This is a genomic window from Marinibacterium sp. SX1 (assembly GCF_050389775.1).
Taxonomy (GTDB): Bacteria; Pseudomonadota; Alphaproteobacteria; order Rhodobacterales; family Rhodobacteraceae; genus Marinibacterium.
In genome coordinates this window covers 2,449,765-2,472,060 of the sequence record NZ_CP177144.1, presented here as the reverse complement: position 1 = coordinate 2,472,060, position 22,296 = coordinate 2,449,765, and the positions used below count along the sequence as shown (strand labels likewise).

The window sequence follows — 22,296 nt, the reverse complement described above, 5'->3', positions numbered from 1 at the left end:
AGTCCAATTGCTCTAGGATTTGGCACCGAGACTGCAGACAGGGATACGCATTGTCAAAATTCGACCGTTACGTGCTGTCGCAGTACCTGCTGTTCTTCGGGTTCTTCTCGTTGATTCTGGTGGCTGTCTTCTGGCTGAACCAGGCTGTGATCCTGTTCGACGTGCTGATCGGCGACGGGCAGTCGGCGCTGATCTTCCTGGAATTCACCGCGCTGTCCCTGCCCCGGCTGATCCGAATGGTGCTGCCGATGGCGACCTTTGCGGCGGTGATCTATTTCACCAACCGGCTGAGCAACGAAAGCGAGCTGACGGTGATGCAGGCCACCGGGGCCAGCCCCTGGCAGATGGCCCGCCCGGCCGCGGCCTTCGGGCTGGTCATCGCGGTGATGATGGCCATCCTGACCAACCTGCTGCTGCCGGCCTCCGTCGGGCGGCTGAACATCCGCGAGGCCGAGATCTCGCAGAACATCGCCGCGCGGCTGCTGACCGAGGGCACCTTTCTGCATCCGACCGACGGGGTGACGTTCTACATCCGCGAAATCGGGCTGGACGGCGCGCTGAACGACGTTTTCCTGTCCGACCGGCGTGACCCCGAACAGGCGATGCTCTATACCGCCTCGCGCGCCTATCTCGTGCGCGAGGACGGCGGAGCACGGCTGATCATGGTGGACGGCATGGCCCAGGGGCTGGAAACCGGGCGACAGGCGCTGTCGCTGACCTATTTCGAAGACTTTTCATATGATATCAGTGCCCTGATGCCCACGCGCGGCGTTGGCAAGCGCAGTCACCGGGCCATTCCCACCCTCGAGCTGATCACCTCGCGCCAGGAGATCGCCGAGACCGAGGGCCATGACCTGGGCACCCTGACCGAAGAGCTGCACGTGCGCATGACCCGGCCGCTGAACTGCCTGGCCGTGGCGTTGCTGGGCTTTTCCACGCTGCTGCTGGGCGGGTTCTCGCGCTTCGGTCTCTGGCGGCAGATGGTCGGGGCCTTCATGCTGCTGATCCTGCTGGAAACCCTGCGCGGCATGGTCTCGCCGCCGGTGGTGGCCAACCCGGCGCTCTGGCCGATCCTCTACGTGCCGCCCATCCTGGGCCTGATCGTGGCCGCGCTGTTCCTCAGAATCTCGGGCCGGCCGATCCGCCTGCGACGACGCCCCCCGCCCGCCGAGGCGCCGGCATGATCCTGGATCGCTACTTCGCCCGGCGGTTCCTGGTGCAGATGGCCATCATCATGGTCGTCTTCCTGACGCTGATGTTCCTGATCGAGCTGATCGAACAGGTGCGCCGTTTCGGGGGCAGCGATGTGCGGCTGACGCAGATCCTCTACCTGGTCAGCCTCAACGTCCCGGCCGCCATGTCGACCATCCTGCCGCTGATCACCATCCTGGCCACGGTCTCGCTGTTCCTGGGCCTGGCGCGCAGCTCCGAGCTGGTGGTCACCCGGGCCTCGGGCCGGTCGGGCGTCCGTGCCCTTCTGGCGCCGGTCACCGTGTCCTTCGTGCTGGGGCTGATGGCCGTGGCCATGCTGAACCCGATCGTCGCCTCGACGATGAACCAGTACCAGAGGGTGTCCGAACTCTATCGCGCGGGCGAGACATCGGCGGCCTCGCTGTCGGGCGAGGGCCTGTGGCTGCGCCAGGGCGGCGCGGATGGCCAGTCGGTGATCCATGCCACCGGCTACGCGCCCGAGGACTCGCGGATTTACGGCGTGACCGTTCTGACCTATGCCCCCGGCGGCGGCCCCGCCCGGCGGATCGAGGCGGCCACCGCGACGCTGGACGACAACGAATGGGCCCTGGAAGACGTGAAGATCTGGAACCTGACGACCGAGACCAACCCCGAGGCAGCGGCGCAGATCCTGCCCGAATACCGCCTGCCCTCGACGCTGACGCCCGAGCGCATCCGCGAGACGATCGGCGGGCGGATGAACATTTCGGTCTGGGACCTGCCGAGCACGATCCGCCAGCTTGACGCCGCGGGCTTTTCCACCCTGCGCCACCGGGTCTGGTATCAATCCGAGCTGTCCCGGCCGATCTTCCTGGTGGCCATGGTGCTGATCGGCGCCGCCTTCACCATGCGCCACGTGCGGTTCGGGGGCACCGGCGTGGCCGTGCTCACCGCCGTGCTGCTGGGCTTTGGTCTTTATTTCATCCGCAATTTCGCGCAGATCCTGGGCGAGAACGGCCAGATCCCGGTGCCCATGGCCGCCTGGGCCGCGCCGGTTGCCTCGGTGCTGCTGGCCTTCGGTCTGATCCTGCACGCGGAGGACGGATGACACGCCCCGCCGCCGCCCCGATGCGCCGCCCCGCCCCGCTGTCGTTCCCGCTGCCGTGCCAGTCACTGCGCCGGCCGTTGCGCCTGTCGCTGGCCCTTGCCCTGGCCTTTGCCGCCTGGCAGGCCGATCCCGCCCGGGCCCAATCCACGGCCACCGCAACACCTCCGGCCACCACCCGCACCCAGGTCGACGGGCCGGCGATCCTGGTGGCCGATGACGTCCACATCACACCCGACCGCAAGCTGGTTGCCCAGGGCAATGTCGAGGCCTACCAGGGCCAGACCCGCCTGACCGCCTCGCGCATCGTCTATGACCAGGACAGCGGCCAGCTGTCGATCGACGGCCCGATCCGCATCGAGGACGCCCGCGGCGTGATCGTCCTGGCCTCGGCCGCCGAGATGGACGACCAGTTGCAGGACGGGCTGCTGACCGGCGCCCGGCTGGTCTTCAACGAACAGGTCCAGCTGGCCTCGACCCAGATGACCCGCGCCGGCGGGCGCTACAACCAGCTGTTCAAGACGGCCGTGACCTCGTGCCATGTCTGCGGCGACGGCGGCCCGCCGCTGTGGTCGATCCGCGCGCGCAAGGTCATCCACGACGAGCAAGAGCGCCAGCTCTACTTCGAGGACGCCCAGCTGCGCGTGCTGTCGGTACCCATCTTCTACCTGCCCCGCCTGCGCCTGCCCGATCCGACCCTGGCCCGCGCCCGGGGCTTCCTGATCCCCGAGTTCAAGCAGAGCTCGGACCTGGGCGTGGGGTTCAAGCTGCCCTATTTCGTGCCCATCGGCGATCATGCCGATGTCACACTGACGCCCTACCTGTCGACCAACACGCGCACGCTGGAATTCCGCTATCGCCAGGCCTTCTGGAACGGCAATATCGAATTCGAGGGCGCGGCATCGCGCGACACCCTGGTGCCCGACCAATGGCGCGGCTATCTCTTCGGCGAGGGCCGGTTCGACCTGGGCAACCGGTTCCGGCTGGAATTCGACATCTCGGCCGCCTCGGACGATGCCTATCTCAAGGAATACGACATCTCGGACGCCGACCGCCTGCGCCGCGAGATCGAGCTGAGCCGCACCGACCGCGACAGTTTCTTTGGCGCCACGGCGGTCAATTTCACCTCGCTGCGCGACAGCGAGGACCAGGCCCTGCTGCCGACCAACATCCTCGACGTGCGCTACCAGCGGCGCAGCTATCCGGCGGCCCTGGGCGGCGAGTTCCGCACCACGCTGATCGGCCATTCCCATGCCCGCGAATCCGACCTGGATATGCTGGGCCGCGACATGACTCGCACCACGGCCGAGCTGATGTACCTGCAAAGCTTCATCCTGTCGTCGGGCCTGCGCACCGATTTCCGCCTGGGCATGGCCGGCGATCTCTTTGGCATCCGCCAGGACAGCACCTATCCCGACAGCGTGGCCGTGGTCACGCCCCAGACCGCCCTGGCCCTGTCCTACCCGATGCTCAAGCAGACGGCCGGCGGCACGCACATGATCGAACCGGTGGTGCAACTGGCCTGGTCGGATGTCAGCGGCGGCGACGTGCCGCGCGACGAAAGCAACCTGGTCGAGTTTGATGCCGGCAACCTCTTGTCCCTGTCGCGCTTTTCGGCCGAGGACCGGCGCGAGGAAGGGCTGGTGCTGGCCTATGGGCTGAACTGGAAACGCACGCCGCGCGGCGAGGGATGGGGCGCCTATGCCAGCTTCGGCCACATCCTGCGCGACATCGAGAACACCGATTTCTCGGCCTCGTCGGGCCTGTCCGGCACCAGTTCGGATTTCCTGGTCGCCGGCCAGCTGATCCGGGGCGACAACCTGTCGCTGACCGCCCGGACGATATTTGACGAAAGCTTCGATTTCTCGAAGGCCGAGATGATCGGCTCCTGGGCCACCGGGCGCAGCGAGCTGGCCGGCACCTACCTGTGGCTCGACGCCGACAGCGCCGAGGGCCGGACCCAGGATGCCCATGAAATCTACCTCGATGGCGCCTACGAGCTGAACCGGTACTGGACCGCCTCGGCCTATTGGCGCTATGACATCGTCGATACCACGCCCACCGAAGCCGGCATCGGCCTCGGCTATACCAATGAATGTGTCAGGGTCGTCCTGTCGGTCGAACGCGACTACACGTCGTCGACAACGGTTGATCCTTCGACAAGTGTCGGGCTAACCATCTCGCTACGCGGCTTCGGAACCGCGGACGGAGCAGAAAGATACGCATCCACATGCAAGAACTCGTGATCAAGACCCTGCGCGGGCTGGCCCTTGGCGCAACGCTCGCCGTCACGCTGTCGCCCGCCGCGCTGCAGGCGCAAAGCCTGTTTTCCCCTGCCATCACCATCAACGGCGATGTCGTCAGCCGCTATGAGCTGGACCAGCGCACGCAATTCCTGCGCCTGCTGGGCGCGCCCTCGGATCCCGACAAGCTGGCCTTTGAGCAGCTCGTCGAGGACCGGCTGAAATTCCAGGCCGCGGCCGAGATGGGCGTGACCGTCTCGCCCGAGGACCTGCGCGCCGGGATGGAGGAATTTGCCGCCCGTGCCGACATGAGCGCCGACGAGTTCATCGGCGAATTGTCGGGCGCCGGCGTGTCCGAGGAAAGCTTCCGCGCCTTTGTCGAGGTCGGCCTGGTCTGGCGCGACGTCGTGCGCGCGCGCTTCCTGGCCCAGGCCCGGCCCTCCGAAGCCGAGATCGACCGGGCCATCGGCTCGGGCGGCAGCGGCGGCCTGCGCGTGCTGCTGTCGGAAATCGTCATGCCCCTGACGCCGACCAACCAGCAGGCGGTCATGGCCAAGGCCGAGGAAATCGCCCAGATCAAGAGCATCGACGCCTTTTCCGCCGAGGCCCGCCAGGTTTCGGCGACGAATACCCGCGACCGGGGCGGCCGGATGGACTGGGTGCCGCTCAACGAACTGCCCCCCGCCCTGCGCCCGGCCATCCTGGCCCTGTCGCCCGGCGACGTGACCCCGCCGCTGCAGCTGTCCAATGCCATCGCCCTGTTCCAGCTGCGCGACCTGGCCGAGATCGTCGGCCAGGCGCCCAGCTACGCGGCGATCGACTATGCCATGTTCTTCCTGGCCGGCGGGCGTACCGCCGACACGCTTGAGACCGGCCAGAAGCTGATCGATTCCATCGACACCTGCGACGACCTCTACGGCATTGCCAAGAACCAGCCCCCGGGCACGCTGCAACGCCAGTCGCTGCCGCCTTCCGAGATTCCCTCGGACGTGGCCGTCGAACTGGCCAAGCTCGATCCCGGCGAGACCTCGCTGGCGCTGACCCGCAACAACGGCCAGTCGCTGATGCTGCTGATGCTCTGCGGCCGCACCTCGGCCGGCAACGAAGACGCCTCGCGCGAGGACGTGGCCAATGCGCTGACCGCCCAGCGGCTCGAAGCCTTCGCAGCCAGCTATCTCGACCAGCTCGAAGCCAACGCGCTGATCGTCACCCCATGAGCACGGCCCCGACCGCGCCCCTGGTCCTGTCCTGCGGCGATCCCGCCGGGATCGGGCCGGAAATCGCGGTCAAGGCCTGGCAGCAGCTGGGCAGCGATCTGCCCTTTGCCTGGATCGGCGACCCGGCGCATCTGCCGCCGGGCACGCCGGTGGCCCTGCTCGACGGGCTGGGCGACACGGCCTGGGCGGCGGCCGATGCCCTGCCCGTCCTGGCCCATCCCTTCCCCGCCCCGGCCGTGCCCGGCCGGCTCGACCCGGCCAATGCGCCGGGCGTGATCGCCGTGCTCGACCGGGCGGTCGACCTTGTGCGCTCGGGCGCGGCGGCCGCGCTTTGCACGGCGCCGATCAACAAGAAGGTGCTGATCGACGGCGCGGGCTTTGCCCATCCCGGCCATACCGAATATCTCGCCGCCCGGGCCGGCGTCGATCGCGTGGTCATGATGCTGGCCAGCCCGGCGCTGCGCGTCGTGCCCACCACGATCCACATCGCCCTGGCCGACGTGCCCGCGGCGCTGACCCCTGACCTGCTGCGCGCAACGATCGAGATCACCGCCCGCGACCTGCGCGACCGCTTCGGCCTGCCCGCTCCGCGCATCGCCCTGGCCGGGCTCAACCCCCATGCCGGCGAAGGCGGTGCCATGGGCCGCGAAGAGCTCGACTGGATCGCCGACCTCGTGGCCACCCTGCGCGCCGAGGGCCATGACCTGACCGGCCCGCATCCGGCCGACACGCTGTTCCACGCCGCCGCCCGCGCCCGGTACGACGTGGCCATCGCCATGTATCACGACCAGGCCCTGATCCCGATCAAGACCCTGGATTTCGACCGCGGCGTCAACGTCACCCTGGGCCTGCCCTTCATCCGCACCTCGCCCGACCACGGCACCGCCCATGACATCGCCGGGCAGGGCATCGCCAATCCCACCAGCCTGGTCGAGGCCCTCAAGCTCGCGCGACAGCTGGCCGACGCATGACCTCCTGCTTCTTTCTCTTTGAAAATATCCCGGTCCTGCCCCCGGCCAGATGCACGGAGCCTTGGACATGAGCGCCATCGATTCCCTTCCGCCCCTGCGCGAAGTCATCGCCAGCCACGGCCTCTCGGCCCGCAAGTCGCTGGGCCAGAATTTCCTGCTGGATCTCAACCTCACGGCCAAGATCGCCCGCCAGGCCGGTGACCTGGCCGGCTGCGACGTGCTGGAAATCGGCCCCGGCCCCGGCGGGCTGACCCGTGGCCTTCTGTCCGAAGGCGCCCGCCGCGTGGTCGCCGTCGAAAAGGACAGCCGCTGCCTGCCCGCACTGCAGGAGATCGCCGCGGCCTATCCCGGCCGGCTGGAGATCCTGCAGGGCGATGCGCTGGAACTCGACCCGCTGCAACACCTGGCGCCGCCGATCCGCGTGGCCGCCAACCTGCCCTACAATGTCGGCACCGAATTGCTGGTCCGCTGGCTGACGCCCCCCGAATGGCCGCCCTTCTGGCAGAGCCTCACGCTGATGTTCCAGAGGGAAGTCGCCGAACGCATCGTCGCGGCCCCCGGCTCCAAGGCCTATGGCCGGCTGGCCATCCTGGCCCAGTGGCGGGCCGAGGCGCGCATCGTCCTGTCGCTGCCGCCCGAAGCCTTCACCCCGCCGCCCAAGGTGTCGAGCGCCGTGGTCCACCTGTCCGCCCTGCCCGCGCCGCGCTATCCCGCCGATGCACAGGTGCTGTCGCGCGTCGTGGCCGCGGCCTTCAACCAGCGCCGCAAGATGCTGCGCGCCGCGCTCAAGGGTGTTGCGCCGGATATCGAGGATCGCCTGATCGCCGCCGGTCTGAAACCGACCGACCGGGCCGAGACCGTGCCGCTGGAGGGCTTCTGCGCCCTCGCCCGCGCAGTGGCCCAGGGATAGACCAGCGGCCAGATCCTGGTTGGACAGGGCTGGGTCCAGGTCAGGGCTGGATCAAAGGTCCGGGCAATGGGCCAGGTCACGCGCCCTGGGACTAGGTGATCGGCTATAGGGTTAGGTCATTGGCTTTAGGGTTGGCTCACCGGCCCAAGGGTTGAGCCACGAGGCCTAGGGTTAAGTCTTGTGCCCTGGGGTTATTACCCCCCAAAGGCAACTCATCAGCCTCAAGCTAGGGTAAATGGCACAAGGGTAGGCGTATCAGCGGGAGGGGGCTGCGGCCCGGGCTGGGCCCAATGCAACGGCGCCCTGTGCACCATTCCATCACCTGAGACCGGCCAGCCTCGCAAATGCCACCTGCGGCGGCCGACGCCCTTGCAGACAGCCCTGCATCTCCGGTCGCGCCGGTTTGGCCGGATGTCGTGCATCAGCCGCGTGTCGTGCATCACTGGATCATGGTTGCGAAGGGAACAGGGACATATCCCCGGGCCGTCGCCGCGCGGTTCACCCCCGCGCGCTGGCTCCCTTCTTGTCCCGCGCAGGGCCCCCGCGGGGCGCCTGCGCCGGGATCAGCCGGCCGCAGCCTGGCTGGGTGGCGTGTCGCCGTCGTCGGACGTGCCCTCGGCGGATTTCTCCGCGGCGGACTTGCGCGACGTGGTCTTCTTGGGCGCCGCTTCGGCATCTGCCGCGGCATCCTCGGCCGGCTTGTCCTTCTTGGTCGTCGTCTTCTTGCGCGTGGTCGTGCTGCGCGAGCTGGTCGACTTGGACGAGCTGCCGGACTTCGAAGAGCTGCTCGACCGGGTCGAGGTCTTCTTGGGCGCGCTTTCGGGCGTTTCCACCAGGCCGCTGTCGCCTTCGTCGGCGGCATCGTCGGCGATGACGTCGATCACGTCGGGCTGCGGCGCATCTGCCGGATCGGTCGACCGGCCGTTGGATTCCCGCTCCTGGCGCTCGGCCCGCTCGCGGTCACGTTCGGCCTGGCGTTCGCGGTTCTGCCGCTCCTGCTCTTCCCGGCGCTGGTCCTGCTCTCGCTGTGCCTCGCTGAGCATGCGCAGGTAATGTTCGGCATGCTGCTGGAAATTCTCGGTTGCAACGCGGTCATTGGCCAGCTGCGCATCACGGGCCAGCTGGTTGTACTTGTCTATGATCTGTTGCGGGGTCCCGCGCACCTTGCCTTCCGGTCCCGAGCTGTCGAACACGCGGTTGACAACGTTCCCTCCGGAGGGGCGGTTACGGCTGGACTTCGACCGCGAACGTGATTTGGACGATCTCATCTATTTGCTGTCAGCTTTTTTCTACCGTGTGTCGACCCGCTTCGCGCCTCGCGCGCTCTGATCGTTCCAGGTCGACGACTTGTTGGCTTGGCGTTGCGCGGGAGCGTAACAGCGTCCAGCGCAGCAACGGTACTGACTAAGCATGTCCGGGCGCATGAAACAAGACCCTGTGGGCGACAAAGGCGGATTTTCCTGATGAATTTGCCCTATTAACCGCAGGGAAAGGGTCGCCGGACCCGCTCAGCAGAGCCCGCTGGCCCGCACCACCCGGTCGCGGCCGTCCAGATCGGGCAGCACCTCGACCTGTCCGAAGCCGGCCCCTTCGCAGATCCGGGCCACCGCCGCGCCCTGGGTCGGCCCGATCTCAAAGAGCAGCCGGCCGCCCACGGCCAGGTGCCCGGGCGCCGCCGCGCAGATCGCCCGGTAGGCGCCCAGCCCGTCGCCGCCATCGGTCAGGGCCATGTCGGGTTCGTGGTCGCGCACCTCGGGGGCCAGCCCGGGCATTTCCGACCGGGCGATGTAGGGCGGGTTGGACACGATCAGGTCAAACCCCGTGTCCACATGGGAAAACCAGTCCGACACCACGATCCGCGCCCGTTCCTGCACCCCGTGCAGCACGGCATTGGCGCTGGCCTGCAGACAGGCCGCTTCGCTGAGGTCCACGCCCATGCCCCGGGCCGTGGGCATCTCGGCCAGCAGGGTCACCAGGATGCAGCCCGAGCCCACGCCGAGATCCAGCACCGAGCCGAAGGGTTCGGCCAGCGCCGCCTCGATCAGGATCTCGGTCTCGGGGCGCGGGTCGAGCACGTCGCGGCTGACCTTGAACTGGCGGCCATAGAAAGCCCGTTCGCCCACCAGGTGCGACACCGGCACGCGCACCGCACGCAGGGCGATCAGCCGGTCGTAGCGCTCGGCGATCTCGGGTTCCAGGTCCTCGGGCGCGATCAGCGTCACGCGCGCCGCCTCGATCCGCGCGGCATGGGCCAGCAGCACCCGGGCATCGCGCGCCGGGTCGGCCACCCCGGCCGCCCGCAGGCGGGCGGTGGCCGATGCCATGGCCTCGGCCGCGGTGGTCATGCGCCCATCTCCGCCATGCGCCGGGCCTGGTCATCCGAGATCAGCGCATCGATCACCTCGTCGAGATCGCCGCCGATCACCTGGTCGAGCTTGTAGAGCGTCAGGTTGATGCGATGGTCGGTCATGCGGCCCTGCGGGAAATTGTAGGTGCGGATGCGTTCCGACCGGTCGCCCGTGCCGACCTGCGCCGCCCGGTCGGCCGAGCGCTGGCTGGCCAGCCGCTGGCGTTCGAGGTCGTAGAGCCGGGTCCGCAGGACCTGCATGGCCAGCTCGCGGTTGCGGTGCTGGGATTTCTCCGAGCTGGTCACCACGATGCCCGAGGGCATGTGGGTGATGCGCACGGCGGAATCGGTGGTGTTCACATGCTGTCCCCCGGCCCCGGAGGAACGCATCGTGTCGATGCGGATGTCGCCCGGCGCGATGGCGATGTCGACCTCCTGCGCCTCGGGCAGAACGGCCACGGTGGCCGCCGAGGTATGGATGCGCCCGCCGCTTTCGGTGGCCGGCACCCGCTGCACCCGGTGCACGCCGCTTTCGTATTTCAGCCGGGCAAAGACGCCCTCGCCCTGCACATGGGCCGTCACTTCCTTGATCCCGCCCAGCTCGGTCGCCTGTTCGTCGATGATGTCGAACCGCCAGCCCCGGGCATCGGCATAACGCTGGTACATCCGCAGCAGGTCGGCTGCGAACAGCGCCGCCTCGTCGCCGCCCGTGCCCGGCCGGATCTCGAGCATGGCCGGGCGCACATCCGCCGCATCCTTGGGCAACAGCGCGATCTGCAGGGCCTTTTCCACCTCTGGAAGGCGCGCCCGCAGGATCGGCAGCTCTTCCTCGGCCAGGGCCTTCATGTCGGGATCGTCAAGCAGCGCCTCGGCCTCGGCCATGTCGTCGCGCACGCCGCGCCACAGGCCGATCTGTTCGACCACCGGGCGCAATTCGGAATATTCGCGGGCCAGTTCGGCAATATCGCCCGACCCGGCGGCCATGGCGGCTTCGAGATACTGGAAACGCTGCGAGATCTGTTCAAGACGGTCTTCGGGGATCATTGCGGTTGTCTGTGCCATCACCGGGCATTGGTCAAGGCTTTGCTTGGGGCTTTGCGGGGGGGCATTGCCGGGGAGAGAAAGCCCCGCACGCGGGGCTTTGGCGCGGGGCCGGGCCATGGTAGCGTGAAGTCATGAAGAATGCATGCGCCGTTGTGATCTGCGCGCTTGCCGCGCTGCCCGCCGCCGCCGATGTCACCGGCCCCGGCGGCAAGACCATCGATTGTTATTGCACCGACCAGACCGGCGGGCGCATCGAGTTGGGCGAGATGATCTGCCTGCATGTCGATGGCATGACCTTCACCGCCCAATGCCAGATGTCGCTGAACGTGCCGATGTGGCGCAAGATCCAGGACGGCTGCCTGAGCGTGCGCAACCTAGAGCGCGGCCAGCCAGCGCTCGACCCGGGCGCGGTTCACACCAAGATCTGAGCGGCCGAACCGCTGGCGGGCATGGATCACCAGCCGGTCGCCGTCCTGGCGGGCGGTGGTGTAATCGGGAAAGCCCCAGAACCGGCTGCGCGTGACAAAGGTCATCATGCCCTCGTCCACCGAGCCGGCCAGCAGCACCGTGCGCGGTGTCTGCAACGCCACCGCGGCCAGCCGGGCCAGCCCGTCGGGCCCGGTCTCGGCCTGCCGCAGCACCCCGCGCAGCTTGTCGGCCCGGGCCATGTCCGGCGTGATCTCGGGCATGTGGTGCCAGTCGGCCGGATCGCTGGGCGCCAGGCGCACAAAGCCCATGACGATGGCCAGCAAGGCGACCAGCACGACAGGTCCCACGATGTAACGAGCCATGGCGATCCCGATGACCTTCCCGTTTGCTTGCAGGTGGCCGCCGGCGCCGGCGGCCGGCCGCTTACCTGTAGGTCACGCCCGGCAGGACGCAGAGCAATTCGAACAGCAGGTTGGCCCCGGTCAGCGCGGTATTGCCCGAGGTATCATAGGGCGGCGACACCTCGACCAGGTCGCAGCCCACGATGTTCAGCCCCCGCAGCGCGCGGATCAGCTCCATCGCCTGTGCCGTTGTCAGCCCCCCGATCTCGGGCGTGCCGGTGCCCGGCGCATAGGCCGGATCCAGGCTGTCGATATCATATGAGACGTAAACAGGCGCCTCACCGATATCGCGGCGAATCTCCGCACCCAGCGGCGACAGCGACCGGTGCCACAGCTCGGGCGCCAGGAACTGCTGAAAGCCCCAGCCCGCGGCCTCGGTGAAATCCGTCGCCGCATAGCCCGTGCCGCGCAGCCCGATCTGGTAGGTTTTCTGGGGGTTTATCAGCCCTTCCTCATAGGCCCGGCGGAAGACGGTGCCATGGGTTTCGCGCTCGCCGAACATCTCGTCGTTGACATCGGCATGGGCGTCGACATGGACCAGCGCCACTGGCCCGTGACGTTCTGCCACGGCCCGCAGGATGGGCAGCGTCAGGGAATGATCGCCGCCGATGGCCATGGGCGTCACCCCGCTTTGCAGAATGACGCTGTAGCTGTCCTTGATGATTCGCAGGCTGTCGGCCAGCGAGAAGGTATTGATCGCCAGGTCTCCGATATCGGCCACGTTCAGGCTGTCGAAGGGCGCCGCCCCGGTCTGCACGTTGTAGGGCCGGATCATCGCGCTTTCGGCGCGCACCTGCTTGGGGCCGAACCGGGTGCCCGAACGCCACGAGGTGCCGATATCCATCGGAATGCCCAGAACGGCCACGTCGAGCCCGTCGAGCGATCCGGCCTGGGGCAGGCGCATGTAGGTGTTGGGCCCGGAGAAACGGGCCAGGTCATTGCCGGAAATCGGTTGGTTCGGTGTTGTCATGCGCGCAGGTTCCATCCCAGGAGGCAGATGATCTCGACCGCCACATGGGCGCCCGCGATGGCCGTGGCTCCGGTCGTGTCGAATGGCGGCGACACCTCGACCACGTCGCCGCCCTTGATGTTGATGCCCGCCAGGTCGCGCAGCAGGATCGACGCCTGGCCAGAGCTCAGCCCGCCCCAGACCGGCGTTCCGGTGCCCGGGGCAAAGGCCGGGTCCAGCCCGTCGATGTCAAAGCTGAGATAGACCGGCCGGTCGCCTACGATCTCGCGCGTGGCCCGGGCGATCTCGGCCGGGCCGCGTTCGTGCACCGAACGGGCGTCAAAGGTGGTCACGCCCAGCGTGTCGGGATTGGTGGTGCGGATGCCGATCTGGACCGAGGTGGCCGGGTCGATGAAACCGCATTTCACGGCCTTGTAGAACATCGTGCCGTGATCGATCCGCGACATGTCGTCATCGGGCCAGGTGTCGGAATGGGCATCGACATGGACCAGCGACAGCGGGCCGTATTTCTCGTGCATCGCCCGCAGGATCGGGAAGCTGATGTAATGGTCGCCGCCCAGCGTGACCGGCGCCGCGCCGCCCTGCAAAATCGTTCTGACATGATTTGTCAGAGTGTCAGGAAAGGCCGGGACATTGGCGTAGTCAAAGGCCAGGTCACCATAATCCACGATCGTCAGCTCGGACAGCGGGTCATAGCCCCAGCCGTAGGGCGCGTCGGGCGCCTGCAGCGCCGAGGCCTCGCGGATCGCCCGCGGCCCCAGCCGCGTGCCCGGCCGGTTGGTCACCGCCTGGTCAAAGGGCACGCCGGTCACGGCGATATCCACCCCGGTCAGATCCTTGGAATAGCGCCGCCGCAGGAAGGACGTCGCCCCGCCGAAGGTGTTCTCGAAACTGGGGCCACGCGGGTCGTCGCGGGTAAAGGCCTGATCCACCTGATGCTTCGCATCTTCCAAGCTCATGTTGCTTATGCCTTCCTGGCTGTCGGGAAATCCGGGGTTTTGGGGATGGTCCGGCCGGGTCTCAGCCCGCCGGCTGCGCCCGCTCGACGAGCCGGGCGAAGAACGACGCGCCCACCGGAGCAATCGCATCGTTGAAATCGTATTCCGGGTGATGCAGCCCCGCCCCCGGCCCCTGGCCGATGAACAGGTAGGCCCCCGGCCGCGCCTGCAGCATATAGGCAAAATCCTCGGCGCCCATCTCGCGCCCGGCCTCGGCCTCGACATTGCCTGCGCCCGACACTTCGCGCGCCACGTCGGCCGCAAATTCGGTGCGGTCCGGGTGGTTGACCGTTGCCGGATAGCCGACCTGGTAGTCGAATTCGGCCTCGACATCGAAACTGGCCGCGTGGCCCGCGACGATGGCCTCCATCCGCCGGCGCACCATGTCCTGGACGCGCGGATCGAAGGTGCGGATCGTGCCGTTCATGTAGACCGTGTCGGGGATGACGTTGTCGACATTGCCCGCATGGATTTGCGTGATCGAGATCACCAGGTCGTCGCGCGCCGCGTTGTTGCGGCTGACGATGGTCTGCAGTGCCTGGCCGATGGCCAGCGCGGCGACGATCGGATCCTTGGTTTCATGGGGCAGCGCGCCATGGCCGCCCACCCCGCGCAGGTAGAGGTCAAAGGTATCGACCGCGGCCATGAACGGCCCCGGCGTGGTGTGGAACGCGCCTTCGGGCAGGCCCGGCGCATTGTGCAGCCCATAGACCTGCGCGATGCCGAACCGATCCATGATGCCTTCGCGCACCATGACCTCGGCCCCGGCGCCATGTTCCTCGGCCGGCTGGAAGATCATCGCCACCCGCCCCGAGAAATTCCGCGTCTCGGCCAGGTAGCGCGCCGCGCCCAGCAGCATCGTCGTGTGGCCATCATGCCCGCAGGCATGCATCCGCCCCTCGTGGCCCGAGGCATATGCCGCCCCCGTCGCCTCGACCACCGGCAGGGCATCGAAATCGGCCCGCAGCCCGATCGTCGGCCCCTCCCCGGTGCCATTGATGATGGCCACGACACCGGTCTGGGCGATGCCTTCGTGAATCTCGTCGACCCCGAAGTCGCGCAGGCGGTCTGCGATGAAGGCCGCGGTCTTGGGGCAATCGAAGCCCAGCTCGGGGATCTGGTGCAAATGCTGGCGCCAGGCCGTCATCTCGGGGGCAAAATCGGCGATTCGGTTGACGACAGGCATGGTAACTCTCCCCTGAGCGGCGCTAGGAATGGGCGCATCTGACACCGAACCGGATAGAGCCGCAATGCCCGATGACGCCCTGATCCACGACCGTGACGCCGGGATCGACCGCCTGCTGGAAATCATGCGCCGCCTGCGCGACCCGGAAACCGGCTGCCCCTGGGATATCGAACAGACCTACGCGACCATCGCGCCCTACACGATCGAAGAGGCCTATGAAGTGGCCGATGCCGTCGAACGCGGGGCGATGGACGAGCTGGAAGGCGAGCTGGGCGATTTGCTGCTGCAGACGGTCTATTTCGCGCAAATGGCTGAAGAAGATGGGCATTTCTCATTCCAGTCGGTCGTGCGCGGCGTGTCCGACAAGATGGTCGCCCGCCATCCCCATGTCTTTGGCGACGAAAGCCGCGACAAGTCGGCCGAACAGCAGACCCGCGACTGGGAGACGATCAAGGCCGCCGAACGCGCGGGCAAGGCCCAGCAGGGTGCGCTGGACGGGGTGGCGATGAACCTGCCCGCGTTGCTGCGCGCGCTCAAGCTGCAGAAGCGGGCGGCGCGTGTCGGGTTCGACTGGGCCGACACGTCGGACGTGCTGGCCAAGATCACCGAAGAGGCCGCCGAGCTGGTCGAAGCGCGGGACACGCTGGGGCCCGACGCGATGGAGGACGAATTCGGCGACCTGCTGTTTGTCATGGTCAATCTCGGCCGGCACCTGGGCCTTGACCCCGAAGCCGCGCTGCGCCGGACCATTGCCAAGTTCACCCGCCGGTTCGAAGCCGTCGAGGCGCGGCTGGCCGAACGAGGCCGGTCACCGTCCGGCAGCGACCTGGCCGAGATGGATGCGCTCTGGGACGAGGTAAAGGCGGCGGAAAAGACCCGCTAGTCCAGCCGCAGGCCCGGCATGGCGCGGATGCGGTCCAGGTCGGCGTGATACCGGTCACGCAGGGCCTGCCGGGCGGCTGCATCGAATTGCGCAAAGCCTCTTGAGCCGCGGTCGTCGGCGTGGCTCCTGACAATCTCCTGCCATTGCGTGCGGGTCAGGGTTTCGCCCGCGCGATACCCTGCCTGCAACGCCTCCAGCGCGGCATCGGTGGCGCTCAGGTTCAGCACGGCCTGCGGTTCCACCAGCTCTTCGCGCGGCATATCCGGCAGCAACCTTGTCAGGAGGTCGATGCTCTTCCCCCTGTTTTCATAGGAAACCAATGTCAGTTGTGCCGGTTTCAGCTCGGCCTGCATATCCGCGACCAGCTCGGGCCAGCCGCGATCCATGGCCAGGAAATGCGGGACCAGGCCTGCAAAGGGGTCAACGGCATTGTCTTCGGCCCGCTTGCGATAGGCCGACGCGTAAAGCTCGTCATAAGACCGGAGCACGTAGACGACATGCAGATCGGCGGCGCCGATGCCTGCACGAAAGGCCCGGAACCGTTTCGCCGCGGCCGGGAAGAACTGGCCCTGGTAGAAATGGAACATGCGTCCGGGGATGTTTTCCTCTGACAGGACCAGTTGGCGGGCGGGATCGGGGCTGAACCGGGCGACAGCGTCGCGCACCGATCCGGCAAACCGCCCCAACCGGCCGATCCCGTGACGCGGCCCCGGCAAGCGCAGCCGCAGCCGCCCGTCCGGCACGCCATCACGGCCGGGATAGGCCAGGTCATAGCCATGGCGACCCAGCGCCGCCCGGTTGTCGTATAGGCACATCTGGAACGAGCTCGACCCCGTCCGGTGCGCGCCTGCATGCAGGTGGATCCGCTTGGTCATGCCTTCCCCGACTGGCCTGTCACGGGCGCCACGATGCGCAATTCCTGCCATGCCCGCAATGCCTTCTGGACAATGCCGCCCCGGCTTGCCACCCTCCGTGTTCACCAGAACGGAGGCCCCATGTCCCCTCGCAAGATCATCATCGACACCGATCCCGGCCAGGACGACGCCGTGGCCATCCTGCTGGCGCTGGCCAGCCCGGACGAGATCGAGGTGCTGGGCATCACCGCCGTTGCCGGCAACGTGCCGCTGCCGCTGACCGCCAAGAACGCGCGGATCGTCTGCGAGCTGGCCGGGCGCACCGACATTCCGGTCTTTGCCGGCTGCGATGCGCCCTTGGCGCGCAAGCTGGTGACCGCCGAGCACGTGCACGGCAAGACCGGGCTGGACGGGCCGAACCTGCCCGATCCGACAATGCCGCTGCAAGAGATGCACGGCGTCGATTACATCATCGACACGCTGCGCAGCGCGCCGGCGAACAGCGTGACACTGTGCCCGCTGGGGCCCCTGACGAACATCGCCAAGGCGTTCAATGACGCCCCGGACATCATTGAAAAGGTGCAGGAAATCGTCCTGATGGGGGGTGCCTATTTCGAGGTGGGCAATATAACTCCGACTGCCGAATTCAACATTTACGTCGACCCAGAAGCCGCTGATATCGTTTTCAAATCAGGCGTTCCTATCACGGTCATGCCGCTGGATGTGACGCACAAGGCGCTGGTGACCCAGCCACGCAACGACGCCTTCCGTGCCATCGGCAATACGGCCGGCATCGCTGTCGCCCAGATGACCGATTTCTTCGAACGGTTCGACAAGGAGAAATACGGCTCGAACGGTGCGCCGCTGCACGATCCCTGCGTCACGGCCTACCTGATCCGCCCCGACCTGTTCACCGGGCGGCACATCAATGTCGAGATCGAGACCGGCTCGGATCTGACGCTGGGCATGACCGTGGCCGATTGGTGGGGCGTCACCGACCGGCCGGCCAACGCGACCTTCATGGGCGACATCGATGCCGACGGGTTCTTTGCCCTGCTGACCGAGCGACTGGCCCGGCTGTGACCGCCGCGCTCCACCTCGCCCGGCCCGAGGATGCCGACCGGCTCGACGCCATCGTTGCGGCCTGTCACGCGGAAATGGGCCTGGCGACAGACCCCGAGGCGCGCCGGGCCTCCCTGGCGCCGCTGCTCGACGGGTCGCCCTATGGCGCGGCCTATCTCGTCGGGCCGACGCGTGCGCCGGTGGGGTTCATCATCGTGACCTTCAGCTGGTCGCTGGCCGCCGGCGGTCTGGAAGGCACGGTCGATCAGCTATACGTCCGGCCGCCTGTGCGCGGCCGCGGCATCGCTACTGAAGTGCTCCTGACACTCCCCCCGGCGCTGGCCGAGGCCGGCCTCTGCGCGCTTCACCTGCGGATCGCGCCCGATGACGACCGGGTGCGGCGTCTGTGTGCCAGGTCTGGATTTGCCGGCGAGGATGGTTACGTGACGATGACGCGCAGGCTATCCTGAAGACCAATTTGACAGGAGTGACCCGGGGTCCTGACATGACGCTGCACATCCCTTTCGACAATTCCTTCGCCCGGCTGCCCGGCGATTTCTTCAGTGTCCAAGCGCCGACACCGGTCAGCAACCCCGAGCTGATCGCCTTTAACGCGCCGCTGGCCGAGACGCTTGGCCTGTCCCCGACGGACCGCGACGAGCTGGCCCGCGTCTTTGCCGGCAACCTGCTGCCCGACGGGGCCGAACCACTGGCGCAGCTCTATGCCGGCCACCAATTCGGCCATTTCAATCCGCAGCTGGGTGACGGTCGGGCCGTCTTGCTGGGCGAAACGATCGGCACCGACGGGGTTCGCCGCGACATCCAGCTGAAAGGCGCGGGCCCCACGCCCTATTCGCGCAATGGCGATGGCCGCGCCTGGCTGGGGCCGGTCCTGCGCGAATACATCGTGTCCGAGGCCATGCATGCCCTTGGCATTCCGACCACCCGCGCCCTTGCGGCCGTGTCGACCGGCGACCCGGTCTATCGTGAACGCGCCCTGCCCGGCGCCGTGCTGACCCGCGTGGCGCAAAGCCACCTGCGCGTCGGCACATTCCAGATCTTTGCCGCACGCGGCCAAACCGAAAACCTGCGGCAGCTGACCGAATACGCCATCGGGCGCCATTACCCCGATTGCGACGGTCCGCTCGGCCTGTTGCGCGCCGTGCGCGACGCCCAGGCGCGGCTGGTTGCCCAATGGATGTCGATCGGCTTTATCCATGGCGTGATGAACACCGACAATTGCGCGATATCCGGCGAGACGATCGATTATGGCCCCTGCGCCTTCGTGGACAGCTATCACCCCCAGACGGTCTATTCCTCGATTGACCAATTCGGGCGTTATGCCTTTGGCCAGCAACCGGAAATCGTCGTCTGGAACATGGCCCAGCTGGCCACCGCGCTGATCCAGCAACTGGACGATCCCGAAGCCGCCGTTGAGGAAGCCACCGAGATCGTGCATGCGATGCCCGACCTGATCCGCAGCCATTGGCTGACGATGTACCGGGCCAAGATCGGCCTGACGTCGGAACGACCGGAGGACGCTGATCTGATCGGTGACCTGCTGCGGCTGATGGCCACGGACAAGGCCGATTTCACCAACACGTTCCGAGGCTTGGCCGATGGCACCGCGCGCGACTGGCTGCTCGACCGGGATGCCTTTGATGCCTGGTCCCTGCGCTGGCAGGCGCGGTTGGATGGCGAGCCTGATCCCCAATCCCGGATGCGCGCGGCCAACCCGGCCTTCATCCCGCGCAACCACCGTATCGAAGAGGCTATTGCCGCCGCGCTGGAAGCCGATTTCGCGCCTTTCGACCGGCTCAACGCCGTGCTCGCCCGGCCCTATGACGATCAGCCGGCGCATCACGCCCTGGCTGCACCGCCGACCGAAGACCAGGTCGTTCGGGCCACCTTCTGCGGGACATGATCGCCGGCCGGACATTTCCCGCCTGCCCCGTGTCGTTTTTGCGAAACGGCATGTTGGCAGGGCCCATCATCTCGGGCTAAACCGGTAGCCTAACGCCAAACCGGATCCCTCCGCCGCTCGCATGACCGACACGATCATCACCCGTTGCGAGGCCAAGGGCCTGCGCATGACCGGCCAGCGCCGGACCATTGCCCGCGTCCTGGAAACAAGCGACGACCATCCCGATGTCGAATTGCTTTATGCGCGGGCCATCGAAATCGACCCCCAGATCTCGATCGCGACCGTCTACCGGACGGTCAAGCTGTTCGAAGAGGCCGGAATTCTCGAAAAACTGGAGTTTGGCGACGGGCGCGCGCGCTATGAAGACGCGGATCGCGACCACCATGATCACCTGATCGATTTGGCGACCGGCGAGGTCATCGAATTTGTCGACCCGGAAATCGAGGTGCTGCAGGAACGCATAGCGCGCAAGCTGGGCTATGAATTGCGCGGCCATCGGCTGGAGCTGTACGGCGTGCGCAAGAAGACCTAGGCGGCAGCGGCCTTCCTGGCCCGGGCCAGGAACAGCGGCACCAGCACCGTCAGGATGAGCAACCGGCCGAGGTGGCAGGCGGCCAGCAAACCCGGATTGGCCCCGAGCGCGGCACCAAGCGCGATCATCATCTCGAATCCGCCGGGTGCAAAGGCCGACACGATGCCCAGGGTCGGCATGCCCAACCACGCGGCCACCGGAATAGCCGCCAGCGCGGCGACCACGCAGCCGATCACCGTCGTGGCCAGCCCGGCGCCCATCGCCCGGGTCACGTCGCCCCGGCTGACACCCGAAAACCGCGTTCCGATCAGGGCTCCCAGCACGAGAAAGCCCAAGGTGGCCACGGTCGGGCTAAGCCCGCCTTCGACCACGCCGAACCCATGGGCCAGGCCGGACGTGACCATGGCGCCGATCATCAATGCGGCGGGCATGTGCAGGCGAGCCAGGCCCCAGCCAGCCGCCCCGGAAATGACGAGGATGGCGAGCAGCGCAAACGCTGGCAACGGCGCGTTGCTGGAGACCGCGGCCAAGGTCACATCGATGCCGAAGAGGACGGCCAGCAACGGGACAAGGATGCTCATTGTCAGCAGCCGAAGCGATTGCACGATGGTCACGCGGGTCATGTCGATGTCGAGCGACGCCGCCAGGCTGATGACATAGCTCAGGTGTCCGGGCGCCGAGGCCAGGACCGCGGCGCGCCGGTCCAGCCCGAATACACGGCGCAGGACCAGCTGACACAGGGCCATGGTCACGATCAGGCTGACGGTCAACATGACAAATGCCAGTGGCCAGCGTGTCAGCGCGCTCGTGGTTTCCGTGGTCACGATCGATCCCAGGCCGACCCCGACGACCAGAAAGGCCCCCGCCCGGACCAGCGGCATCACGTCCAGCCGAAGACCCGTCAGGCCGGCCAGGGTGACGGACAAGGCCGGTCCGGTCAGTTCTGGCGCGGGGAAATGGAGCAATCTGGCGATCCCTGCCCCGATGGCCGCGATGACCAGGGTCAGACAAGTGGTGCCAAGTTCGGGGAGTGTGGGGCGCAGTCGCATGCCCCCTGCTACCACTCCGGAATTGGCTTCGCCATCCGGCATGTACGCGCGCGTCCGGCTGCGGGTAGAATTTGATCAAACCGCCTCTTGCGCTGGCTGTGGGCTGGGATAAACGGCCAGCAGGAAAGGGGTTTTCATGGACAACCTGCGCGGCGCCGCCTTGATGACATTTGCCATGCTCGGTTTCGCGATCGAGGACATGTGCATCAAGCTCATGTCGGGCGTCTTGCCCACTTGGCAGATCGTCCTGTTCCTGTCCTTGGGCGGAGCGTCGATCTTTGCGGCCCTGTTGCTGCGCCAGGGCACGCCGCTTTTCGTCCGCGAGATGCTGGCCTGGCCTATCCACCTGCGCAACCTTGCCGAAATCGCCGCAAGCCTTGGGTTCGTGACCGCCCTGTCGCTGTCTCCGATTTCGACCGCTTCGGCCATCCTGCAATCCGCCCCCCTTCTCGTGACCATGGGCGCGGCGCTGTTTCTGGGTGAGCAGGTCGGCTGGCGGCGCTGGAGCGCCGTGGTCATCGGATTTTCGGGGGTTCTGCTGATTCTGCGCCCGGGCACCGAGGCATTCGAACCCGCCTCGTTGTTTGCCGTGATCTCGGTGATCAGCCTCGCTCTGCGCGACATTGCGACCCGCAAGGTGCCCCGGGGCGTAACCTCTTTGCAGATCAGCTTCCTGGCGTTCCTGGTCCTGGCCCCGACCTCGCTGATCCTGGCGCTGGTCACTCGTGCGCCCTTCGTCCCGCCCCCGCCCGATACCTGGGCGCTGATCGCTATTGCCGTGGTGCTTGGGGTCACGGGCTATTACGCCATCGTTGCAGCCATGCGCATCGGCGATGTGGGCTTTGTGACCCCCTTCCGCTATTTTCGCCTGCTCTTCGCCCTTGTCATCGGCGCCCTTGTGTTCGGCGAGCGCCCAGACCTGCTGATGCTGGCGGGCGCCGCCCTGATCATCGGCTCCGGTCTTTTCACCTTCTGGCGCGAACGCCGCATCCGGTAGTACT

The 22,296-nt window shown here is 67.1% G+C and carries 22 protein-coding genes; 13 read left to right on the top strand and 9 right to left on the bottom strand.

Annotated elements, in window-relative coordinates; translation table 11 throughout:
• Positions 1 to 50: 50 nt before the first annotated feature.
• The 6 genes from lptF (at position 51) to rsmA (ending at position 7,616) form a co-directional block, all read left to right on the top strand.
• Positions 51 to 1,184: an LPS export ABC transporter permease LptF gene (gene lptF / locus ACK3BB_RS11065; protein WP_428924707.1), complete on the top strand. Its 1,134-nt coding sequence runs from the start codon at positions 51 to 53 to the stop codon at positions 1,182 to 1,184.
• The gene (lptG, locus tag ACK3BB_RS11060; RefSeq protein WP_428924706.1) at positions 1,181 to 2,278 is read left to right on the top strand and encodes an LPS export ABC transporter permease LptG; all 1,098 of its coding nucleotides are present in this window, start codon (positions 1,181 to 1,183) and stop codon (positions 2,276 to 2,278) included. Before lptF ends, lptG begins: the two co-directional genes overlap by 4 nt.
• The gene (locus tag ACK3BB_RS11055; protein WP_428924705.1) at positions 2,275 to 4,521 is read left to right on the top strand and encodes an LPS-assembly protein LptD; all 2,247 of its coding nucleotides are present in this window, start codon (positions 2,275 to 2,277) and stop codon (positions 4,519 to 4,521) included. Before lptG ends, ACK3BB_RS11055 begins: the two co-directional genes overlap by 4 nt.
• On the top strand, positions 4,506 to 5,735 hold the full coding sequence (locus ACK3BB_RS11050; protein WP_428924704.1) for a peptidylprolyl isomerase: 1,230 nt from the start codon (positions 4,506 to 4,508) through the stop codon (positions 5,733 to 5,735). Before ACK3BB_RS11055 ends, ACK3BB_RS11050 begins: the two co-directional genes overlap by 16 nt.
• Positions 5,732 to 6,706: a 4-hydroxythreonine-4-phosphate dehydrogenase PdxA gene (pdxA, locus tag ACK3BB_RS11045; RefSeq protein WP_428924703.1), complete on the top strand. Its 975-nt coding sequence runs from the start codon at positions 5,732 to 5,734 to the stop codon at positions 6,704 to 6,706. The genes ACK3BB_RS11050 and pdxA overlap by 4 nt, the downstream gene beginning before the upstream one ends.
• A 67-nt stretch (positions 6,707 to 6,773) precedes the next feature.
• Complete coding sequence (gene rsmA, locus ACK3BB_RS11040) at positions 6,774 to 7,616, top strand: 16S rRNA (adenine(1518)-N(6)/adenine(1519)-N(6))-dimethyltransferase RsmA (RefSeq protein ID WP_428924702.1); 843 nt, start codon at positions 6,774 to 6,776, stop codon at positions 7,614 to 7,616.
• Between the two features lie 563 nt (positions 7,617 to 8,179).
• Here the strand turns inward: rsmA and ACK3BB_RS11035 are convergent.
• The 3 genes from ACK3BB_RS11035 to prfA all read right to left on the bottom strand — a co-directional run bounded on the left by ACK3BB_RS11035 (position 8,180) and on the right by prfA (position 11,007).
• A complete protein-coding gene (locus ACK3BB_RS11035) occupies positions 8,180 to 8,884 on the bottom strand; it encodes a DUF4167 domain-containing protein (protein ID WP_428924701.1) in 705 nt (234 codons plus the stop codon).
• A 240-nt stretch (positions 8,885 to 9,124) separates the two neighbouring features.
• Positions 9,125 to 9,961: a peptide chain release factor N(5)-glutamine methyltransferase gene (gene prmC, locus ACK3BB_RS11030; RefSeq protein ID WP_428924700.1), complete on the bottom strand. Its 837-nt coding sequence runs from the start codon at positions 9,959 to 9,961 to the stop codon at positions 9,125 to 9,127.
• Positions 9,958 to 11,007, bottom strand: a complete 1,050-nt coding sequence (gene prfA / locus ACK3BB_RS11025) for a peptide chain release factor 1 (RefSeq protein ID WP_428924699.1) — start codon at positions 11,005 to 11,007, stop codon at positions 9,958 to 9,960. Before prfA ends, prmC begins: the two co-directional genes overlap by 4 nt.
• Before the next feature lie 131 nt (positions 11,008 to 11,138).
• Between prfA and ACK3BB_RS11020 the strand changes: the two genes are divergently transcribed.
• Entirely contained in the window at positions 11,139 to 11,435 is a 297-nt protein-coding gene (locus tag ACK3BB_RS11020; RefSeq protein ID WP_428924698.1) for a hypothetical protein, read from the top strand.
• On the opposite strand, the gene ACK3BB_RS11015 is transcribed toward ACK3BB_RS11020, so the two are convergent.
• The 4 genes from ACK3BB_RS11015 to ACK3BB_RS11000 all read right to left on the bottom strand — a co-directional run bounded on the left by ACK3BB_RS11015 (position 11,382) and on the right by ACK3BB_RS11000 (position 14,991).
• Positions 11,382 to 11,798, bottom strand: coding sequence for a DUF1499 domain-containing protein (locus tag ACK3BB_RS11015; protein WP_428924697.1), 417 nt, complete (start codon positions 11,796 to 11,798; stop codon positions 11,382 to 11,384). The two genes, ACK3BB_RS11020 and ACK3BB_RS11015, sit on opposite strands and share 54 nt — an antisense overlap.
• Positions 11,799 to 11,859: 61 nt before the next feature.
• Complete coding sequence (speB, locus tag ACK3BB_RS11010; RefSeq protein WP_428924696.1) at positions 11,860 to 12,807, bottom strand: agmatinase; 948 nt, start codon at positions 12,805 to 12,807, stop codon at positions 11,860 to 11,862.
• On the bottom strand, positions 12,804 to 13,766 hold the full coding sequence (gene speB, locus ACK3BB_RS11005; protein ID WP_428924695.1) for an agmatinase: 963 nt from the start codon (positions 13,764 to 13,766) through the stop codon (positions 12,804 to 12,806). The genes speB (ACK3BB_RS11010) and speB (ACK3BB_RS11005) overlap by 4 nt, the downstream gene beginning before the upstream one ends.
• A gap of 61 nt (positions 13,767 to 13,827) precedes the next feature.
• Positions 13,828 to 14,991, bottom strand: a complete 1,164-nt coding sequence (locus ACK3BB_RS11000) for a M20 aminoacylase family protein (protein ID WP_428924694.1) — start codon at positions 14,989 to 14,991, stop codon at positions 13,828 to 13,830.
• Positions 14,992 to 15,055: 64 nt separating this feature from the next.
• Here ACK3BB_RS11000 and mazG point away from each other — a divergent pair, with 64 nt between their 5' ends.
• Entirely contained in the window at positions 15,056 to 15,874 is an 819-nt protein-coding gene (mazG, locus tag ACK3BB_RS10995) for a nucleoside triphosphate pyrophosphohydrolase (protein WP_428924693.1), read from the top strand.
• Here the strand turns inward: mazG and ACK3BB_RS10990 are convergent.
• Positions 15,871 to 16,749 (bottom strand): hypothetical protein, encoded by an 879-nt coding sequence (locus ACK3BB_RS10990; protein ID WP_428924692.1) that lies wholly within the window; start codon positions 16,747 to 16,749, stop codon positions 15,871 to 15,873. The genes mazG and ACK3BB_RS10990 overlap by 4 nt on opposite strands.
• Before the next feature lie 120 nt (positions 16,750 to 16,869).
• On the opposite strand from ACK3BB_RS10990, the gene ACK3BB_RS10985 reads away from it, so the two are divergent.
• From ACK3BB_RS10985 to ACK3BB_RS10970, 4 genes are all read left to right on the top strand, one after another.
• Entirely contained in the window at positions 16,870 to 17,811 is a 942-nt protein-coding gene (locus ACK3BB_RS10985; protein ID WP_428924691.1) for a nucleoside hydrolase, read from the top strand.
• A complete protein-coding gene (locus ACK3BB_RS10980) occupies positions 17,808 to 18,260 on the top strand; it encodes an N-acetyltransferase family protein (protein ID WP_428924690.1) in 453 nt (150 codons plus the stop codon). The genes ACK3BB_RS10985 and ACK3BB_RS10980 overlap by 4 nt, the downstream gene beginning before the upstream one ends.
• 35 nt (positions 18,261 to 18,295) lie before the next feature.
• Entirely contained in the window at positions 18,296 to 19,714 is a 1,419-nt protein-coding gene (locus ACK3BB_RS10975) for a protein adenylyltransferase SelO (RefSeq protein ID WP_428924689.1), read from the top strand.
• Between the two features lie 121 nt (positions 19,715 to 19,835).
• A complete protein-coding gene (locus tag ACK3BB_RS10970) occupies positions 19,836 to 20,246 on the top strand; it encodes a Fur family transcriptional regulator (RefSeq protein WP_428924688.1) in 411 nt (136 codons plus the stop codon).
• On the opposite strand, the gene ACK3BB_RS10965 is transcribed toward ACK3BB_RS10970, so the two are convergent.
• On the bottom strand, positions 20,243 to 21,295 hold the full coding sequence (locus ACK3BB_RS10965; RefSeq protein WP_428924687.1) for an AbrB family transcriptional regulator: 1,053 nt from the start codon (positions 21,293 to 21,295) through the stop codon (positions 20,243 to 20,245). The genes ACK3BB_RS10970 and ACK3BB_RS10965 overlap by 4 nt on opposite strands.
• A 136-nt stretch (positions 21,296 to 21,431) precedes the next feature.
• Between ACK3BB_RS10965 and ACK3BB_RS10960 the strand changes: the two genes are divergently transcribed.
• Positions 21,432 to 22,292, top strand: coding sequence for a DMT family transporter (locus ACK3BB_RS10960; RefSeq protein ID WP_428924686.1), 861 nt, complete (start codon positions 21,432 to 21,434; stop codon positions 22,290 to 22,292).
• Positions 22,293 to 22,296 lie beyond the last annotated feature (4 nt).

Coding starts and splice junctions, on each gene's coding strand:
- lptG (WP_428924706.1), top strand. CDS start 1,181: ATGATCCTGGATCGCTACTTCGCCCGGCGGTTCCTGGTGCAGATGGCC.
- ACK3BB_RS11055 (WP_428924705.1), top strand. CDS start 2,275: ATGACACGCCCCGCCGCCGCCCCGATGCGCCGCCCCGCCCCGCTGTCG.
- ACK3BB_RS11050 (WP_428924704.1), top strand. CDS start 4,506: ATGCAAGAACTCGTGATCAAGACCCTGCGCGGGCTGGCCCTTGGCGCA.
- pdxA (WP_428924703.1), top strand. CDS start 5,732: ATGAGCACGGCCCCGACCGCGCCCCTGGTCCTGTCCTGCGGCGATCCC.
- rsmA (WP_428924702.1), top strand. CDS start 6,774: ATGAGCGCCATCGATTCCCTTCCGCCCCTGCGCGAAGTCATCGCCAGC.
- ACK3BB_RS11035 (WP_428924701.1), bottom strand. CDS start 8,884: ATGAGATCGTCCAAATCACGTTCGCGGTCGAAGTCCAGCCGTAACCGC.
- prmC (WP_428924700.1), bottom strand. CDS start 9,961: ATGACCACCGCGGCCGAGGCCATGGCATCGGCCACCGCCCGCCTGCGG.
- prfA (WP_428924699.1), bottom strand. CDS start 11,007: ATGATCCCCGAAGACCGTCTTGAACAGATCTCGCAGCGTTTCCAGTAT.
- ACK3BB_RS11020 (WP_428924698.1), top strand. CDS start 11,139: ATGAAGAATGCATGCGCCGTTGTGATCTGCGCGCTTGCCGCGCTGCCC.
- ACK3BB_RS11015 (WP_428924697.1), bottom strand. CDS start 11,798: ATGGCTCGTTACATCGTGGGACCTGTCGTGCTGGTCGCCTTGCTGGCC.
- speB (WP_428924696.1), bottom strand. CDS start 12,807: ATGACAACACCGAACCAACCGATTTCCGGCAATGACCTGGCCCGTTTC.
- speB (WP_428924695.1), bottom strand. CDS start 13,766: ATGAGCTTGGAAGATGCGAAGCATCAGGTGGATCAGGCCTTTACCCGC.
- ACK3BB_RS11000 (WP_428924694.1), bottom strand. CDS start 14,991: ATGCCTGTCGTCAACCGAATCGCCGATTTTGCCCCCGAGATGACGGCC.
- mazG (WP_428924693.1), top strand. CDS start 15,056: ATGCCCGATGACGCCCTGATCCACGACCGTGACGCCGGGATCGACCGC.
- ACK3BB_RS10990 (WP_428924692.1), bottom strand. CDS start 16,749: ATGACCAAGCGGATCCACCTGCATGCAGGCGCGCACCGGACGGGGTCG.
- ACK3BB_RS10985 (WP_428924691.1), top strand. CDS start 16,870: ATGTCCCCTCGCAAGATCATCATCGACACCGATCCCGGCCAGGACGAC.
- ACK3BB_RS10975 (WP_428924689.1), top strand. CDS start 18,296: ATGACGCTGCACATCCCTTTCGACAATTCCTTCGCCCGGCTGCCCGGC.
- ACK3BB_RS10970 (WP_428924688.1), top strand. CDS start 19,836: ATGACCGACACGATCATCACCCGTTGCGAGGCCAAGGGCCTGCGCATG.
- ACK3BB_RS10965 (WP_428924687.1), bottom strand. CDS start 21,295: ATGCGACTGCGCCCCACACTCCCCGAACTTGGCACCACTTGTCTGACC.
- ACK3BB_RS10960 (WP_428924686.1), top strand. CDS start 21,432: ATGGACAACCTGCGCGGCGCCGCCTTGATGACATTTGCCATGCTCGGT.